At 37.0% G+C, this 18,200-nt stretch carries 14 protein-coding genes and 1 pseudogene; 10 read left to right on the top strand and 5 right to left on the bottom strand.

Annotation, left to right across the window (positions count from 1 at the left end; translation table 11 throughout):
• Positions 1-44 precede the first annotated feature (44 nt).
• The 4 genes from J1905_RS23070 to J1905_RS23055 form a co-directional block, all read right to left on the bottom strand.
• The gene (locus J1905_RS23070) at positions 45-347 is read right to left on the bottom strand and encodes a winged helix-turn-helix domain-containing protein (RefSeq protein ID WP_214229553.1); all 303 of its coding nucleotides are present in this window, start codon (positions 345-347) and stop codon (positions 45-47) included.
• Positions 344-964 (bottom strand): hypothetical protein, encoded by a 621-nt coding sequence (locus tag J1905_RS23065; protein ID WP_214229552.1) that lies wholly within the window; start codon positions 962-964, stop codon positions 344-346. Before J1905_RS23065 ends, J1905_RS23070 begins: the two co-directional genes overlap by 4 nt.
• Before the next feature lie 75 nt (positions 965-1,039).
• On the bottom strand, positions 1,040-1,681 hold the full coding sequence (locus tag J1905_RS23060) for a DUF47 domain-containing protein (protein WP_214229551.1): 642 nt from the start codon (positions 1,679-1,681) through the stop codon (positions 1,040-1,042).
• 67 nt (positions 1,682-1,748) lie between these two features.
• On the bottom strand, positions 1,749-2,513 hold the full coding sequence (locus tag J1905_RS23055) for a DeoR/GlpR family DNA-binding transcription regulator (protein ID WP_214229550.1): 765 nt from the start codon (positions 2,511-2,513) through the stop codon (positions 1,749-1,751).
• Between the two features lie 144 nt (positions 2,514-2,657).
• Here J1905_RS23055 and J1905_RS23050 point away from each other — a divergent pair, with 144 nt between their 5' ends.
• Positions 2,658-4,223 carry a glycerol-3-phosphate dehydrogenase/oxidase gene (locus tag J1905_RS23050; RefSeq protein WP_214229549.1) on the top strand — a complete coding sequence of 522 codons (1,566 nt, stop codon included), beginning with the start codon at positions 2,658-2,660 and terminating at the stop codon, positions 4,221-4,223.
• Between the two features lie 41 nt (positions 4,224-4,264).
• Here J1905_RS23050 and J1905_RS23045 read toward each other — a convergent pair whose 3' ends face one another.
• Positions 4,265-5,413 (bottom strand): fatty acid desaturase family protein, encoded by a 1,149-nt coding sequence (locus J1905_RS23045; protein WP_214229548.1) that lies wholly within the window; start codon positions 5,411-5,413, stop codon positions 4,265-4,267.
• A 176-nt stretch (positions 5,414-5,589) separates the two neighbouring features.
• Between J1905_RS23045 and J1905_RS23040 the strand changes: the two genes are divergently transcribed.
• From J1905_RS23040 to J1905_RS23000, 9 genes and pseudogenes are all read left to right on the top strand, one after another.
• On the top strand, positions 5,590-6,603 hold the full coding sequence (locus tag J1905_RS23040; protein WP_214229547.1) for a LacI family DNA-binding transcriptional regulator: 1,014 nt from the start codon (positions 5,590-5,592) through the stop codon (positions 6,601-6,603).
• A gap of 546 nt (positions 6,604-7,149) precedes the next feature.
• Complete coding sequence (locus J1905_RS23035) at positions 7,150-10,206, top strand: SusC/RagA family TonB-linked outer membrane protein (protein WP_214229546.1); 3,057 nt, start codon at positions 7,150-7,152, stop codon at positions 10,204-10,206.
• A gap of 24 nt (positions 10,207-10,230) precedes the next feature.
• Positions 10,231-11,607 (top strand): RagB/SusD family nutrient uptake outer membrane protein, encoded by a 1,377-nt coding sequence (locus tag J1905_RS23030; protein ID WP_214229545.1) that lies wholly within the window; start codon positions 10,231-10,233, stop codon positions 11,605-11,607.
• Between the two features lie 23 nt (positions 11,608-11,630).
• On the top strand, positions 11,631-12,128 hold the full coding sequence (locus tag J1905_RS23025) for a DUF5004 domain-containing protein (RefSeq protein WP_173090110.1): 498 nt from the start codon (positions 11,631-11,633) through the stop codon (positions 12,126-12,128).
• A 7-nt stretch (positions 12,129-12,135) separates the two neighbouring features.
• A complete protein-coding gene (locus J1905_RS23020) occupies positions 12,136-12,912 on the top strand; it encodes a hypothetical protein (protein WP_214229544.1) in 777 nt (258 codons plus the stop codon).
• Positions 12,913-12,922: 10 nt separating this feature from the next.
• Complete coding sequence (locus J1905_RS23015; RefSeq protein WP_214229543.1) at positions 12,923-14,386, top strand: SusE domain-containing protein; 1,464 nt, start codon at positions 12,923-12,925, stop codon at positions 14,384-14,386.
• A gap of 122 nt (positions 14,387-14,508) precedes the next feature.
• Positions 14,509-16,356 (top strand): glycoside hydrolase family 13 protein, encoded by a 1,848-nt coding sequence (locus J1905_RS23010; protein WP_214229542.1) that lies wholly within the window; start codon positions 14,509-14,511, stop codon positions 16,354-16,356.
• Positions 16,357-17,022 carry a beta-phosphoglucomutase gene (pgmB, locus tag J1905_RS23005; RefSeq protein WP_214229541.1) on the top strand — a complete coding sequence of 222 codons (666 nt, stop codon included), beginning with the start codon at positions 16,357-16,359 and terminating at the stop codon, positions 17,020-17,022.
• A 56-nt stretch (positions 17,023-17,078) separates the two neighbouring features.
• A pseudogene (locus tag J1905_RS23000) lies at positions 17,079-18,200 on the top strand (glycoside hydrolase family 65 protein); the annotation flags it as partial.

The following is an 18,200-nucleotide window of genomic DNA, read 5'->3' as shown; positions in this document are numbered from 1 at the left end:
GTTTTAAAAGTACTTTGATTTTCAAAGTAAATGAATAAAAAAAATTATATTTTTTGTTGTTTAATTAAATTTTCGAGGGCCTGGAGATGTTTAATAAAAGCGGTTCGCCCTTTTTCTGAAGCAGCATAAGTGGTATTTGGTTTTTTTCCCTGAAAAGATTTGTAAATAATAATATAATCTTCTTTCTCCAGAGCTTTTAAATGGGACGCAAGGTTACCATCAGTTACTTCCAATAATTCTTTAAGGGAATTAAAGTCGTAATTCTCATTAGCTACCAGTACGCTCATAATCTGTAGGCGAATCCGGTTTTCAAATGCTTTGTCAAAATGATCTAAAACTAATTTCACCTGTCGTATTTAAAATGCATGATAGTACCGTAAACAATATGTAGTATTCCGAATCCGATAGTCCAAAAGACAATTCCGTAACCGGGTGCCAAGGTTGCAAACAAACCTAGTATAATCTCGAGAATGCCTAGCCACTTAACATCAGTATAAGTATAGGTGCTACCTGCTACTAATGAAAGACCATAAAATATTAAGGATGCCGGAGCAATTACGCCATAGTAACCTCTAAGTAAAAGGATAAGTATAAAAATGCCTCCAGTTAATAATGGTATAGAAACACTGGTAAGTAATTTTTTGCTGCTTGGATTCCAGACATTTTGGTTTTTCTTTTTCGCTTTTCTTATGGTAAGGACAATGCATGTAGCTAATGATAGTATTAAAACTACAATGGCAATAAGAAATAGTTTCCAAAGTATCTCTTGCTCAGAAATATAATAATTACGGTATTGCAAACCACCATAGGGGCCATACACGAGATAGTAACCTAATGCGGCACCTATTAGCGCATAAATACCCGCCATAATCCCTGATAAACCACTTAAGGAAATGAATTTAGCGGAACGTTCCATCAGATGTCTGATAGAGCTTAGTTCGGTATAGATTTCTTTCTCTTTCATAAAAGTACTTTGTGTTTCAAAGTAATGTAATAATATTTAGATATGCAATAGCTCGAGTATTATTTTTTTAGATAATTAAGAATTTTTTAGAAGAATGGCTTCAAGTGCATTAGCTGCATCATCACACCTGTCTGTAGCCATTTCGAGCGTTTGTAATAATTCCTTTTGCTTGATGAGTTCTATTGGGTTAGCTTCAGTTTTAAAGAGCCCTGCTACGGCGAGATTACATAATTGATCAGCTTTGCTTTCACCCTTATATATTCTTAAGCAAACATCGGATATAATGCTTTTATTTTTAAGATTCCTTAGTTCTTTAAGGGCACTATCCAGATCTCTGCACATTTCTATAAGTAGCTTTGCCAGCTTGATCATTGTTTTATCAAGCTGCATAATATTGTACATTTCGATACTGATGGCAGCAGCTCTGATGTAGTCAGAAATGTCATAAAGCGCGCTAACAAGTGTATGTATATCCGCTCTGCTGAAAGGCGTAATCAGACTCTTACTTAGTCCCAGGAATGCGGCATGTCTGATTTTATTCCCATTTCGCTCCAGCTGTTCAATTTTTTTTATGTGCTTATTGCGGGTGTTCACATCGTTCGTGCTAAGGGCGAGTAAAAGTGTTTCTGAAATAGTGATTAGATTTTTACCAGATTGCTCAAAGAGGGGCTGAAATTTTTTGTCGTGCGGGATAAAGAATTTGAAAACGCTGTTCATAGGGCTGATGTATATAGTAAATGTACACCAGCTATATTAATCTATTGTGAACTTTAAATTAGGTCATTTAAATTATAGATATTTTAATTCCCATACTTTCCAAACACTTAATTGTATGTTCTGAAATTCCATTATCGGTAATTATATGATCAACTTCCTCCATACCACAAATTCTTCCAAAGCCTCGCTTTCCAAATTTCGTAGAATCAGCAAGGACAATTATTTTTTGCGAAGATGCTATCATTTGGCGATTTAAATGAGCTTCAAGAGCATTGGTTGTGGTAAGTCCGAATTCTAGATCGATTCCATCTACACCTAAGAATAGTTTGCTGCAAAAAATATTGCTTAGCACATTGTCGGAATAGGGGCCGGTAACAGAGGATGAGCTCTTTCTCAATAGGCCACTTAGCTGTATCACTTCTATGTTTGAATTCTGAATAAGCTCAAGAGCAACATTTAAAGCGGATGTGATTACAGTTAATGAGCCTTTTGGTTTTATGCATCTGGCTAAAGCCAGAACAGTTGTGCCAGAAGCTATAATAATTGAGTCATTGTCTTCTATTAGCTCCGAAGCAAGAATTCCTATCCTTGTTTTCTCTGCTGATTGAAGTAGCTCTTTTTCATTTACAGGTTTATCAACAGTATATGGATTATTTAATGTTGCGCCACCATGAGTTCTGTATAAAAGATTTTTGTCTTCAAGGAGTTTCAAATCCTTACGGATTGTAACAGAAGAAACATCTAGTTCTTTGCATAAACTATGAACATCAAGTGATCCGTTTATCTGAATTTTGTTTAGAATATGCTGGTGTCTTTCTATAATGTTCATCATTAGAGGTCTCTCGCTAGGATTCGTAAAAGTAAAAAATCATTTTGTTTTCATTGTATAATAATTATGTTTAGTTTCGTTTTGTTGTCCTTTCTGTTTTAAACGAAAGTTTACGAAATGTTGATGGCTTATATAAAAACAATCGAAATGATATTTAACAGGGTGGTATTTATTGAGCGTATTGGGAAACAGCAGGATTGGGATATAATCATTATAGGTGGTGGTGCTACAGGATTGGGTACTGCAGTGGATGCTGCATCCAGAGGATATAGTACATTGCTTTTGGAACAGTCTGATTTTGCGAAAGGAACATCAAGCAGAAGTACTAAACTGGTCCATGGTGGAGTCAGATATTTAGCTCAGGGGGATATTGGATTGGTTTATGAGGCATTACATGAGCGCGGTCTGCTTTTAAAGAATGCTGCTCATTTAGTGAAAGATCAGGACTTTATAATACCATGCTATTCTTGGTTTTCGAAATATAAATATTTGATAGGATTAAAGTTTTATGATTTATTGGCTGGTAAAAGTGGGTTTAAAAAATCATCTTTTTTATCCGTTGATAAGGTTTTAGAAGCAATTCCAGGGTTAAAGGGCGATGGGTTAATAGGAGGCATTAGTTATAGTGATGGTCAGTTTGATGATGCCAGGCTGGCTTTGAATTTGGCTCAGACCGCTTCTGAATATGGTGGTGTCACCCTAAACTATATGAAAGTAACCGGTTTAAAAAAAGAACAGAATTCAGTGAATGGGGTTACTGTGCAGGATTTGGAAAGTGGACAGTCTTATGTTTTAAAGGCAAAAGTTGTAGTCAATGCTACAGGTGTATTTGTCGATGATATTTTAAAAATGGATACCCCAACTTGCCGACCAATTGTGAGGCCTAGTCAGGGTGCGCATGTGGTGCTTGACCATTCGTTTTTGCAAGGTAGCAGTGCGTTAATGATCCCTAAAACCTCTGATGGGCGTGTATTGTTTGCCGTTCCATGGCATGGGAAAGTTCTTGTAGGAACTACTGATACACCACTTGATGCGCATAGTCTGGAGCCTAAACCATTAGATCAAGAGATTGATTTTATATTAGATACTGCAGGTAAATACCTTGTTAAATCGCCATCAAGATCTGATATTCTGGCAACTTTTGCCGGATTAAGACCATTGGCAGCACCTGATAAAGACACCGGTAGTACCAAGGAAATTTCCAGAAGTCATAAGCTTATAATTAGCAAATCGGGTTTGATTACCATAACCGGGGGGAAATGGACTACTTATCGTAGGATGGCAATGGATGTTGTAGATAGGGCTATCTCATTAGGTAAATTGATTGAAAAAAAATGTAACACTCAGAATATTAAGATTCATGGCTATACTTCTGAAACACAATTCGGTAGTTTGAGTTTGTATGGGGCAGATGCTATCGGAATAATTAACTTAATGAAAATTGAGCCAGCTTTAAAAGACAGGCTTCATCCAGATTTTGAGTATGTTAAAGCGGAAATCATCTGGATGATTAGAAATGAGATGGTGCTGAATATAGAGGATATACTTGCAAGAAGAATGCGACTTTTATTTCTAGATACTCGTTTAGCCTTGTTGCTTGCCCCTGCAATAGCAGAAATAATGGCAGAAGAGTTGAACAAGGATAGAAATTGGATAGATCTTCAGATCGCCGAATTTAAAGCCATCGCAAAGCAATACTTATTGAGTGATTAGTTATTCCCTTCGTATTTTATTTTTGTACTTGATTAAAGCAGCTATAAGTAAGCTGCAGAAACTTTTCTGGTAAACAAGCACGAAGACTTATTAATGTATTTATTCTCAGCATAGGTTTCTTTTCCTAGCTTGCGAAGTGTCTTATAATGGGATACTAAAGCAGCTGAAAAGGTGGAACTCTCAATATAGGGAAGACCGAACTCTGCTGCGGTTTCCTTAACTATTACGCCGATAGCAGGATAATGAATATGACATATTTTGGGAAATAGGTGGTGTTCTATTTGTCGGTTTAGTCCACCACAAAGAAAACCTGTTAGTTTACTGTCAATTGCAAAATTAGCTGTTGTTCTCATCTGATGCTCTGCCCAGGCCTCTTCTATATTCCCATAGCTATCGGGATTTGGGAAGCTTGTACCCTCTACCACATGCGCCAATTGAAAAACAAGACCTAGTACAAGTCCTTGTGAGAATTGCATCGCTAAGAAACCAATTAGAAACTGCCACCAGGTAACATCAATTATCATCAATGGAAGCACTATAAAAAGAAAATAGTATATTCCCTTGTAGAAAAAAAGCTTAAAGTATTCGATTTTTGGATGGGTTAAAACATGCTCGCCAATCTTTTTCTGAAAGAATTTTTTATAATCTTTTCTGAATACCCAAGATAGCATAGCAAAGCTATAGAGTATAAAAGCATAGAAGTGTTGGTAGCGTTGAACTTTGTTAACAGTTTCAGAATCTGAGAAACGAATTAAACCTGGCGCAACATCTATATCTTCATCATGGCCTGCAATATTGGTATAGGTATGGTGAACTATATTATGACAGATATTCCAAACATAAGGACTAGCGCCGATCAGGTTAAATACAAAACTGAATATTTTATTAATTGCTTGATAGCGTGAAAATGCCTTGTGTATTGCATCGTGGCAAACATTAAAACCAACAAAAGCTCCAAACATGCCTAACAGGATGGCCAGCAAAAGCATAACAGGTAAGCTTAAATTGCCTAGAAGTATTAATAGATATGTAGCTAAAAGACCAGATAGAAAGAAGCATGTTTTAAACCACATTTGTCCATTGGCAAAGGTAGAAAGTCCATTTTCTGTGAAGTAGGTATCAACTCTTGAGCGTACGGTGGCATAAAATGCAGATTTATTGGCATTAGTGAATTTGACTTTCTTAGCCATGAATTATCTCCCTCTTCTTAAATAGAATATATATCCCTATGATATTTAGCTAATGTACCATAAATATGCAAACATGGTGTAACCGCTATATTATTTAATTACGTTAATACTAAGAGTTTGGTTTTTCATCTATATTTACTGAGGATTAGTGATTCTATATAAATCATTAAAATTGGATGGATAACGTTAATATAAAGCAATTAGCTAAGGCACTAAATTTATCTACGTCAACAGTTTCAAGAGCTTTTAGGGATAATAGCGACATTAATAAAGAAACTAAGGAGCGTATATTGGCGATGGCTAAAGAGCTGAATTATCAGCCCAATCATTACGCAAGTAATTTAAGAGAGCAGCGTAGTAAAACTATTGCGGTGATTGTTCCTGAGCTAGCTAATAACTTCTTTTCTCAAGCCATACATGGTATTGAACGGATTGCCCGTGATAAAGGGTATCATATATTGATTTATGCTACGGATGATGTATACGAGAAAGAAGTCTCTTTTATTAGGCATTTGCATAATGGGAGAGCTGATGGGATCATTATGTCTGTATCTGGCGAAGCAAATGATCATAATTATCTGAATGAATTGACTCAGAAACGACTCCCTTTGGTCTTCTTTGATAGGGTTTATGAGGATATCATCACACCAAGGGTAATCACGAATGACTATGACAGTAGCTTTGCGGCTACACAGCACCTTATTAAGCAAGGCTGTAAACAAATTGCTTACCTTGTAATCAACAAGAACTTGTCTATTGGTAAATTCAGGATGCAGGGATATATTGATGCACTTTTGAAATATAATATTCCATATGATGATCGTTATGTGATAGATTGTACAAATAGCTATAATAAAAATAATGTGATCTTAAAGCAGATGCTAGCCGAGCTAAAGCCAGATGGAGTATTTACCTCTGTAGAAAGATTGGCTTTTGCTACTTATTATGCTTGTTATGATTTAAACATAGTTGTGCCTGAGCAATTAAAGGTTATCGGCTTTTCAAGTTTGGAAATTGCGCCCTTGTTAAATCCCTCTTTAACAACAATTACTCAGCCTGCAACTAAAATTGGTATGGAAGCTGCGAATCTTTTATTTAAAATGCTCGAATCACCAGAATCAGTGGATCCCAATGAAAAGATTGTGTTGAACTCAAAGCTGATTAAAAGACGCTCTACTGAAACAAGTTAAGAGTGTTGATTTCTTCCTCTCTAAATACACCTTTTATCCTAAGTTTTTTTAGTTTTAATACTGATTTTTTTTGGGAATCATTGATATGGAAAATCAATGATTTTAGCAGGTAAAAATAGGTCTTTTTCTAGCGGTTAAAAATAGGCAGTTTTGAAAAATAATTCTGATGATTTTCTGATTTCACGCAGAATTTCTCTCTTCTTGCTTAGTAAGTTTTACAAAATACCTCAAAAGTATCGGGAACGTTCCCGGGATCGTTCCCGAAAAACCGAGGGAAAAGTGATAAGTGTATTTTATACACTTGTTTTGTTGATTTTGTTTTTTAACATCTTTGTTTTTAGTTACTTATGTATTTTTTGTTTGTTTTTTTGGAAAATAGACTTGCAAATTTATTTGCCTTTTTTTGATGTTTTGAAGTATAAAATATGGCGTTAAAAAAAAATATGATATAAAATTTTGAATTGTCATTGTTCGCGCTAAATTTACCATAAGTGTTACATACACTTAATGTTAACCAAATATTACACCATAAAAACGAGTTTAAATATGAAAGTATTTTACCTAAAAAAGCATTACCTTTTGGTGCTTTTGGTTTTAGCAGCACTTGGGGCAAAAGCCCAGACCGGTTCGCTGGTTGGAAAAGTACTCGATGAAGCCGGACTGCCCTTGCCAGGAGCCTCTGTTCAGATTAAAAGTTCAAATAAGAACACACTTACAAGTACGGATGGTACCTACAAAATTGTAGGGTTAAACAACGGAGAAGTATCCTTGTTGATCAGCTATATCGGATATCAGCCCAAACAAGAATCTGTGAGGATTAACGGTAACACTGTTGCTAATTTCAGCTTGAAACCTGATAACCAAAGTTTAAATGAAGTGGTGGTTGTTGGTTATGGCACCCAAACCAGACGCGAGGTAACCGGTTCTATCTCTAAGATAACAGGAGACAAGTTGACATCTATTCCAACACCTAGTTTTGAGGCTAGTTTACAAGGACAGGCTCCTGGTGTGCAGGTAACCCAGGGTAGTGGGTTAGCAGGAAGCGGTTCTGTTATCAGGATTCGTGGTATTGGTTCAATTAGTGCTGGAGGAGATCCCCTTTATGTAGTAGATGGGATTCCAGTTACAGCGGATCCATTTATTGGAGGTAATCGCGGCGCGATGAACCAAAATCCTCTGGCAACTATCAATCCTAATGATATTGAATCCGTAGAGATTTTGAAAGATGCTGGGGCAGCCGGTATATATGGCTCACGTGGCGCTAATGGGGTTATCTTAATTACCACGAAAAGAGGAAAATTGGGCAGACCAACTATAAATTTATCTACCAAATACGGTTTAAGTACTTATGCAAATCGTCCTGAATTTGTGAATGGCCCTGAGTGGTTGCAATTGCGTCAGGAAGCTTGGACAAATGACGGCAATACAGGCTTGGCTCCTTTGCCAGGTGGTTTAAGTTGGGCGCAGGCAGAACAAAATAATACTGATTGGTGGGACTTATTAACACAAACAGGACGGAGCAACGATCAAAGCGCGTCTTTTACGCAAGGAACGGAAAAGCTGAAAACTTATGTTTCTGCAAACTACAGTAATAACGAAAGTTTCTTGAGGGGAAATTCTTATGAGAGGTATGGCTTTAGAACAAACATTGATGTAAAGCCTACATCTTATTTCGGAGCAAGCGTAAACATAGGTTATGATAAAGGAACAAATACTCGGGTAAATGCTGCTTGGGGGGGAGGACTTGGAGATGCCATGTCAACTGCTTTGCCAATTTATCCTGTATATAACGCAGATGGGACTTATTTCAGTGGAGGTGCAAATCCTGTAAGAAATGTTGACCTGTTAGATTGGAAAACAAAAAATCAGAGAACATTGGCAGGTTTAACTTTGGAATTTAAACCTGTTAAGAATTTAAGTGTAAAGCTGATTGGTAATATTGATAATATGGATATTAAAGATGATATTTTTACTCCAGCTTCTCTTAGAAATTCTACCATCGGAAATGCGAATTCATATCCCGTTAAGGTATTTAATAATACTTTGACTGCAACTGCGAATTATGATTTGCAGTTAACCGAGAAGAATAAACTAAATTTTCTCATTGGTGCAGAAACTCAGAATTCATACCGAAACCTATTTACAAACGGAATTAGCGGAGATGCAAATGGACCGTTTTCAAAAGACAAAGAAAGTTATAACAAAGCAGTAGCCAATTTAGCAGCTAATAATGCACTAATTTATTATGCAGGTTCTAATAAGGACACTTTCAGATCATTATTTGCCCGTATTAATTATGCCTATGATAACAAATATTACTTACAGGTTTTAGTTAGACAGGATGGTTCATCTAAGTTTGGCCCAAATAATAAGTTTGGTACATTCCCTGCAGCTTCTGCATCCTGGTATATCAGTGAAGAAGATTTTTTGAAGGGTAATAAAGTTATTAGTAATTTGAAGCTTAGAACAAGTTATGGGCTTGTTGGCAGTGCAAACTTCCCGCCTGGTCAATATTATCCACAGTTTCAATTTAAAGATAGCTACAATGGAAATCCTGTTTTATTTCCAACCAATGTGGCTAACCCTGATCTGAAATGGGAAGAAGGTCGTAATTATGATTTAGGTCTTGACTTTGGTTTGTTTAATAACCGTATCAGTGGAGAAATTTCTTATTACAATAAAAAAACAACGGGGGCTTTGCTTAACGGTGGAGTTTCACCATCTACAGGTTTCCCAAATGGCTACGTTAACGTTGGTGAAATCCTGAATGAAGGAGTTGAACTTAGCTTAAATACTGTTAATATTAAATCGGATAGTTTTAAATGGATAACGAGGTTAAATATCTCTAAAAATCGGAATGAGGTATTAAGTTTGGGTGCACTAACTCCAGATGCTGTAGGTGGTGGTACCAATGATACCCGGATTGCAATCGGGTATCCTATTGGTGTGAACTTTCTTGTACGCTTTAAAGGGGTTGATCCGGCTGATGGCTTACCTATTTGGTTAGATAAAGATGGTTATGAAACAAAAACATTTTCATTGGATAATCGAGTGCCTGCTGGAAAGATTCTACCTGATTATGTTGGTGGTTTAACCAATACCTTTAGCTATAAAGGATTTGAATTAAATACCTTGTTCACTTTTGCCATTGGAGGTAATTTGTATGATGGATCTGCAAAACGCCAGCTAGGTATTGTTACAGATTGGAATATAAGATCGGATATTTCTGATCGCTGGCAAAAGCCAGGTGATATTGCTAGATTTCCAAGACTAACGATGAATACTAATACTTATTCTGGTCTTTCAAGTGAATGGCAGTACAACTCGACTATGTTTTTATATGATGCAACATTTGTTCGCTTAAGAGAAGTAACATTGTCATATAACCTTCCTGTTAGCTTTGCAAATAAATTGAGGCTCCAAAATCTGAAGGTATTTGCCTCAGGCATGAACCTACTTACCTTTAGTAAATACCCAGGAGGCGATCCAGAAATAGCAAGAGATTTTGAGAATCCACAGGACAGGAATTTAAGTCCGAATGTTACCTATTTAACAACCCCACAGCAAAAGAGCTTGACTTTTGGGTTGTCAACTTCATTTTAATTATCAACTATAAAAGCTAAGAAGATGAAAATCAATTATAAAAATATTTTAAAATCGGTGATTGTACTATCTGTACTGGCAGGAACTGGAACTGGCTGTAAGAAGTTTTTAGAAGCCCCCCCTCCCGAATCAATTCCTAAAGAAGTGGCGTTGGCCGATGAGGCAGGAGTGAAGTCTGTAATGAATTCAGCTTACCAAATTGTTGGTGGAGGAAATATGTTTGGGGGTAAGATTCAGGCTATTAATGAAATGTTGGCCGATCAATTAGATGGTATATTGTTTAATGGTGATTTCGGTGAAATTTATGGCCGTAAAACATCAGTGTTTGGTGCTTACAAAAACGATATGTACCAAGATATGTATCAAGCTATTTTTAGAGCCAATACTGTTTTGGAAAATCTTGATAAGGCAACTACGATGCACGATAATCTTGAAGGACAGGCTAAATTTATTAGAGCCCTTTCTCATTTTGAATTAGTAAAGCTGTTTGCGCAGCCGTATGGCTTTAGTTCTGATAATAGTCATCTAGGTGTTCCTTTAAGATTAAATACAGCTATTAATGCTGGTGTTAGAGCCACAGTAAAGCAAGTTTATGATTTGATCATAGAAGATTTGAAAGCCGCTGAAATTAAACTACCAGAGGTTAATGGTGGGTATGCAACCAAGTGGGCTGCTAAAGCCCTATTAGCTAAAGTTTATTTTCAAATGAACGACTTTAACAATGCTTATGCTTATGCCAATCAGGTGATTGAAAGCAAAAAGTTTACATTGGATGCAACTTATTCACTTAGGTTTTCCGAGGCTGGATCAGCGGAAAGTATTTTTCAAATTATAAGTACCAGGGGGGCTTATGAAGCAGGGGGAGAATTACGTACCCAGTTTAGATCAGACATTAGTCTACCTACTATGAAATTTACATCAGCTTTTTATGCTTTTGTAAATACCTCCTCAGATGTACGAAAAGCATGGTTTAACGCTGTGAAATATCCTGGCAATATTGTTATAACCAAATACAACAGTGATAGATTTAATGTGCCGGTGATCCATCTTACTGAAATGAAGCTAATCAGAGCGGAGGCCGCTGCCGAAAATAATGCCAATCTGGACGTAGCTATTAAGGATGTTAATGAGATTTTGAATAGGGCATATGCAGGTACAAAAAGTATCCCTTCAAACTCAAGTGCTGCATTGATAAAAACAAATGCCCGTTTTGAGCACAGTATCGAAATGGCTGGAGAAGGCAATAGAATATCAGAGATTAAAAGGATTGGTGCCAGAGGAGAAAATGTTGATAAAAGAGGTTCAGTTTGGAACTGCCCAGGATTTGTCCTTCAGTTTCCTCAAGGAGAGATGGCAACTAACACAAGTTTTCAACGCAATCCAGAAGGCAATTGTTTTTAATCTAAATTTTAAAAGATAAACGTATGAAACGTATTCAATATATTCTATTCGCCATCTGTATTCTATCGATATGGAGCTGCAAGCCTGAAAAGTTTGCCCCGATTGGCGAACCCCAAAATGTTGTTAAATCTATTCAAGGCACATGGGGATTAACTAAAGTGACACAAATTGACCAGGATGCTAATACAAAGGGTTTCCCTTATAAACAGTTAGACATTACTGCTGTATATCCTTATACTGATCTGGTACTTGCATTTCAGGGTGATGCGGAAGGGAATCCTTCTACATTTACCATCAATTCGGGTAATTCACCTCAAATAGCAGAGTTAACTTCAGGTAGCTGGACTGTAGATGATGCAAAAGCGCCATCTATCATTTCTTTAAAGAATGGGGAAGTAACTAATAGTCTAAGTATAGGTTCCTATGTAAGCCTTAAGTCTGGCAAGTTGATTATCAAAAAAGATAAAAAATTGAATGGGAAAGTAATTCTTTCTTATCAGTATGAATTCACTAAAAAGTAACCTGATCATGAAAAAAATATTATTACTAATTATATGCAGTTTTGGTGCAATGTGGGCATCAGGACAGGGAAAGGTTACTTTTAGTCCGGCAACATTTACCTCTGAGGATGAAGTAACCATAACATTGGATGTTACCGGTACACCATTGGCAGGAACCAATGATGTTTACATATGGGCCTTTTCTAATGATGGTGTGGGCGGTGGTAAAGATGCTACTACCAACGGACAGTGGGGTAGTTCATCGGAGGATGCGAAGATGACTAAGACAGCTACCAATATATTTACATTTAAGTTTACCGCAACAACATTGTTTGGTCAGAGTCCTGCTGAGCTCATTAACTTCGGGTTTTTAGGTAAAGCTAAGGACGGTTCGAAACAAACGCCCGATTATAAGCCATTTAAGTTTGATCCCTTAGTGTTTACTGCTTCACAATTCAGACTATTTCCTGCAAAACTGGATTATACGGATATGGCGACGGTATATTTTCATCAGAATCTGGCTACCGATATAAACCTGCAAAGAATGGCCAATATAAAAGTATCACTTAGCTTTTATGATGAAGCTGGTAATGTCGTTGGTTCAAAACAAGGTGTTGCTACAGTAAAGGAATCAACTATTCTATTCTCCTCATCTTTTATACCTGGAAGGGTGATTACACTACCTGCAGGAACCAAATTGAGCAAATTTACCTACCAGTTTACAGGTACGGTAAAAGATGCTAATGGCCTGGATATACCTGCCAATGGTCCTGTTACAGAAGTAATTTATACAATATTCAATTAATCTTAAGGCGATGAAATACAAAATATTATATACACTTCTGGCATTTGGAATAATTGCATCTGGGTGTAAAAAATCAGCATTTGACGAAACATCGAAGGGTGAGGCGCTAGGTACTTTTACGGTAACAGCACCGTCTAACAATGCCATTTTGGTATTAAATTCGGCAACGCCGGATAAAACAATTGTACTTGAGTGGACTGCTGCCAAGCCAGGGGTAAATACGGCTCCTATGTATAAATGGGTAGCAGCTTTAAAAACAGGTTCAATTGAGCAGCCTATTGTTGAATTCCCGTCGGATAATGGCGGTAATGCGACTAAGCTAACTTTAACGCAAAAGCAACTGGATGATGCTTTAAAAGCAAAAGGCATTGCTGATGGTACTAAAACTGAATTGATATGGCGCGTAATTGCCGACAATGGTTCGATAAAAGTAAATGGAGATACCTTTAATATTTCTATAACAAGATTTGGTGATGGTGTATCTAACTTTATATTGTACGGGCCGGTTTCAAGTGCGGATGTAATGACCATCAATCCAATTTTAACTGCACAGTCATTAAACTTTAAATGGCAGAAATCTTTTGCAGGAAAAGCTGGCGCAAACGTAACTTATAAGGTGAAATTCATAAAACCTGATGGGAGTTTTACTACACCATTGTTCGAATTTACATCAAACAATAGTGGATTGGATTCTAACTTATCTGTAAGCTATAAAGATTTTGATGCTGCGCTTACTGCTGTGGGCTTAGCTGATCAGTCAGCTATTGCTACATTAAAGTGGAGTGTTGAGGCTACTTCTGGTACTTTCACTAAATTCTCTGATTATACAAATGACGTTTCCATTTTAAGAGATGTAAACCTATATATGGTTGGTGATGCTTCTGAATTTGGTTGGGACAACGGCAATCCAACTTATATGTATCGTGATGAGACCGATAGAGGGTCATATATCTATACTGGATATTTAAATGCCGGCGACTTTAAATTTATTACTGTTGTTGGTAGTTGGGATACCCAATATGGCAATAATGGTAGCAACGGTGTATCTCTCAAAGCTAAGGGATCTGACCCTGATCCGGGAACTTATAAAGTAACGACTGCAGGGTTTTATACACTAAAGATCAATATAAATGCTATGACTTTCTCTATCACTCCTTACAGTACCACTGGAGCAACAATATATCCTTCTATCGGAATTATTGGGAATTTTAATGGTTGGGGTGATATTACTGCAATGAGTAAAACGACATTTAATCCACATATCTGGATGATTACCCAAATATTCGCTGCCGATACGGAGCTGAAATTCAGAATTGCTTCAGGTTGGGATGTGAACTGGGGTTCTGCTCCAACAAATAAAGAAGGTAAATATGGTAAAGGCGTCAGAGATGGAAGTAACCTGAGTGTGAAGGCAGGGACCTATAAAATCCTATTCAACGATTTGACGGGTGACTATATTTTCTATACGAAGTAATGTGATTCGAAGAAAAATGACATAAAGGCGTCTTCATCCTGGGCTTAAAATACAATGAGCTCAGGATGATATCACTTGAAAAAAGAAGTTCTTAATACAATTAACACGTAACCCATTTTAAAATGAGAAAGATACTTATTGCCTTATTTTTTACCCTTTTTGCCAATTGGTCAAAAGCGCAGCAATTAGAGCGTATAGAGCCAATGTTTTGGTGGGTTGGGATGAACAACCCAAAGTTACAGTTATTAGTGCATGGAGCTGATATTGCTGCTTTGGATGTGCAGTTAAATTATCCAGGGGTTAAATTGGTAAAGGTAAACAAGGTTGAAAATCCAAATTACTTGTTCCTTGATCTTGAAATTGCTGCTGAAACGAAGCCAGGTAAATTCCCTATTGCGTTTGCAAAAGGGGACAAAAAGAAATTGCAGTATGTGTATGAACTTAAGAAAAGAGAAAATGGCCCTTCCCGTATTCAGGGTGTAACCAGTAAGGATCTAATCTATTTGTTGATGCCAGACCGCTTTGCAAATGGTGACCCTAAAAATGATGTGATAAAGGGAATGCGAGAAACCAAATTGAATCGTGATTCTATGTATTATCGTCACGGTGGTGATATCCAGGGGTTGATTAATAAGTTGGATTATTTGAAAGATCTTGGTGTAACAGCAATATGGATGACTCCGGAAATAGAGAATGATATGCCTTTGGTTTCATATCATGGTTACGCTGCAACCGATCACTACAAGATCGACCCGCGTTATGGCACTCTAGACCTTTATAAGACCTATGTAGATAAAGCACATCAAAAAGGATTGAAGATTGTAAAAGATATTGTACATAATCATATGGGTACAGGACATTGGTTTTACAATGATATGCCAATGAAAGATTGGGTAAATCAATGGCCGGTATACACACAAACTAGCTATCGAGATGAACCTGTTATGGATCCTCATGTATCTGAAGCTGATAAAAAGAAAATGTTAGATGGTTGGTTTGTGCCTTCCATGCCTGATTTTAATCAGAGAAATCCGTTTGTACAAAACTACATTACTCAAAATCATATTTGGTGGGTAGAGTATGCAGGTATTGATGGGTTGAGATTGGATACTTATCCTTACAACGACCCTGATTATATGAAAGACTGGGCACAAAAGGTAAAAGCAGAGTTCCCAACACTTTCCATTTTTGGTGAAACTTTGGTTCATACAGCTGCGGCTCAAGCCTTCTTTACCGGGGGCAATACTGTAAGCCGTGGTTTTGATACAGAGTTGCCAGGTATAACGGATGCAGTAATTAAAAATGCTATTTATGAAGCGTTGAATGGTAAAACAGGTTGGACAGATGGCATTTTTAGACTTTATTCAACCCTGGCGCAAGATTTTCTTTATCAGGATGCCGACCGTAATGTCATTTTTCTGGATAACCATGATATGAGTAGGTTTTATTCTATGGTAAATGAAGATATCGATAAGTTTAAATCTGGGATCGCCTTATTATTAACCATGCGTGGTATACCACAATTGTATTATGGTACAGAGATATTAATGAAAAACTATTCTAATCCTGATGGTTTGGTACGTTCTGATTTTCCAGGAGGATGGCCGTCAGACAAATCGGATAAGTTTATTGAATCGGGTAGGACTGCACAAGAAAACGAGGCTTTCAATTTTGTTAAAACGCTTGCTAATTACCGTAAAAGTAACGCTGCTTTACAAACAGGTAAATTAATGCAGTATGTGCCAGAAAACGGGATGTATACTTATTTCAGGTACCAACCTGAAGGTGGTAAAACGGTTATGGTGATTGTAAATGTAGGTGATCAGGCAAAAAGCCTAGATACTTCTCGATTTGTGGAACGAATAGAAAATGCAGTTTCTGCAACAAATGTCATCACTAAAGAAAGACTCGATAACATAAAATCAATTACTGTACCTGCTAAAACAACGTTGGTACTTGAATTAAATTAAATGAATAATACTATCAAAAATATAGCCTGCATATTTGATCTGGACGGTGTATTGGTCGACACTGCGGTATATCATTATAAGGCCTGGAAGCAATTGGCAAATTCTTTAGGATTTGATTTTACCCATGCACAAAATGAGCAGTTAAAAGGAGTAAACCGTATGTGTTCTCTTGATATGATTCTTAAATGGGGAAACTTAGATAAATCTGAATCTGAGCGAGAAGAACTGGCTAGTTTAAAAAACTCATGGTATGTAGCTATGATTAGCAAAATGACTACAGCCGAAGTTTTACCTGGTTCGTTAAAGCTATTACAGGATTTGAAGGAACAAGGTGTTAAAACCGCATTGGGCTCTGCCAGTAAAAATTCGGCGCTCATTTTAGAGCGTACCGGCTTGGTAGATTTTTTTGATGCCATTGTAGATGGTAACGCAGTAACTAGCTCCAAGCCAGATCCGGAAGTGTTTGTAAAAGGAGCCGAATTACTTAAGGTAGCAAATAAAGATTGCGTTGTTTTTGAAGATGCCATTGCAGGTGTACAGGCAGCTATAGCAGCAGGTATGAAGATTATAGGAGTTGGTGAAACAGAAAATTTACCAGGCGCACAGTTGGTTATTAAAGATCTCTCAGCAATTACAATTGACGAAATCTTGTCATTGTACAATTAATAAATATAAAAAGTAAACCAGAGTGACAAGAGGTTGTATATCAGAGTAGAATAAAGATGAAGAATTATATAAAAGCAGATGAGTGGAATATTATTGAGGACGGTTTTGATCCTCATCTAAATAAGATATCAGAAAGCTTGTTCAGCATTGGTAATGGCCGTATGGGGCAACGTGCTAATTTTGAAGAAGCCTACTCTGGAGAAACCTTGCAAGGTAATTATGTGGCGGGTGTTTATTATCCAGATAAAACCCGTGTAGGTTGGTGGAAGAACGGTTACCCAGAGTACTTTGCTAAAGTGCTAAATGCTGCGAATTGGATTGGCCTTGATATTAAGGTTGATGATGAAGTTCTTGATCTTAATGTTTGTAGAGTATCTGCTTTTAAACGGGTACTGAATATGAAGGAAGGTACATTAAGTCGGAGTTTTACAGCTGAGCTAAAAAGTGGGAAAGTAGTACGTGTTGAAGCTATGAGGTTCTGTAGTATTGCTGATGATGAATTAGCTGCTTTACATTATTGCATTAGTCCGGTTAATTTTGAAGGAACAATCACAATCACTTCTTTTATTGATGGAGACGTGAAAAATCAGGACGCAAATTATGATGAAAAGTTTTGGAATGAAATAAAGCAACAGCAAGATAGTAATGCTGATTACCTGGTTTTACAGACCAAGAAAACCGAGTTTTATGTTTGCACCGCAGGTAAGTCGATTGTTCTTTACAATGGTAAAGAATTGATTCTGGATGTTGTAGCTAAAGATAAATATGTCGGTAGGACAGTTAATGTTCAGGTTAGAAAGGGAGATTCCGTAAATATTTATAAAATAGTGACAACGCTTTCTTCTCAAAATTATGAGAAGGGGCAATTGCTTGCAGTTGCTGAAGTAAAGCTTGGGGAAGCTGTAAATAAAGGTTTTTACAAGTTGCTGAAAGAGCAGGTGTTAGCCTGGATGGTAAAATGGGAAGAAAGCGATATCATCATTAATGGTGATGTGGCGGCCCAACAAGCAATTCGCTTTAATATCTTTCAATTGAATCAAACGTACACAGGTAAGGATGCAAGATTGAATATTGGTCCAAAAGGCTTTACTGGCGAAAAATATGGAGGTTCTACTTATTGGGATACAGAAGCATATTGCATTCCCTTTTATTTGTCAACTGCCCCAGAAGAGGTGGCT

Source organism: Pedobacter sp. B4-66 (genome assembly GCF_018492665.1).
GTDB lineage: Bacteria > Bacteroidota > Bacteroidia > Sphingobacteriales > Sphingobacteriaceae > Pedobacter.
The sequence above is the reverse complement of the archived record's forward strand: the minus strand, read 5'-3'. Positions and strand labels throughout refer to the sequence as shown.

Excerpts from the sequence above, each read along its gene's own strand:
- J1905_RS23025 (WP_173090110.1), top strand. The coding sequence starts at position 11,631 with ATGAAACGTATTCAATATATTCTATTCGCCATCTGTATTCTATCGATA.
- J1905_RS23045 (WP_214229548.1), bottom strand. The coding sequence starts at position 5,413 with ATGGCTAAGAAAGTCAAATTCACTAATGCCAATAAATCTGCATTTTAT.
- J1905_RS23015 (WP_214229543.1), top strand. The coding sequence starts at position 12,923 with ATGAAATACAAAATATTATATACACTTCTGGCATTTGGAATAATTGCA.
- J1905_RS23035 (WP_214229546.1), top strand. The coding sequence starts at position 7,150 with ATGAAAGTATTTTACCTAAAAAAGCATTACCTTTTGGTGCTTTTGGTT.
- pgmB (WP_214229541.1), top strand. The coding sequence starts at position 16,357 with ATGAATAATACTATCAAAAATATAGCCTGCATATTTGATCTGGACGGT.
- J1905_RS23020 (WP_214229544.1), top strand. The coding sequence starts at position 12,136 with ATGAAAAAAATATTATTACTAATTATATGCAGTTTTGGTGCAATGTGG.
- J1905_RS23065 (WP_214229552.1), bottom strand. The coding sequence starts at position 964 with ATGAAAGAGAAAGAAATCTATACCGAACTAAGCTCTATCAGACATCTG.
- J1905_RS23060 (WP_214229551.1), bottom strand. The coding sequence starts at position 1,681 with ATGAACAGCGTTTTCAAATTCTTTATCCCGCACGACAAAAAATTTCAG.
- J1905_RS23030 (WP_214229545.1), top strand. The coding sequence starts at position 10,231 with ATGAAAATCAATTATAAAAATATTTTAAAATCGGTGATTGTACTATCT.
- J1905_RS23040 (WP_214229547.1), top strand. The coding sequence starts at position 5,590 with ATGGATAACGTTAATATAAAGCAATTAGCTAAGGCACTAAATTTATCT.
- J1905_RS23050 (WP_214229549.1), top strand. The coding sequence starts at position 2,658 with ATGATATTTAACAGGGTGGTATTTATTGAGCGTATTGGGAAACAGCAG.
- J1905_RS23010 (WP_214229542.1), top strand. The coding sequence starts at position 14,509 with ATGAGAAAGATACTTATTGCCTTATTTTTTACCCTTTTTGCCAATTGG.
- J1905_RS23055 (WP_214229550.1), bottom strand. The coding sequence starts at position 2,513 with ATGATGAACATTATAGAAAGACACCAGCATATTCTAAACAAAATTCAG.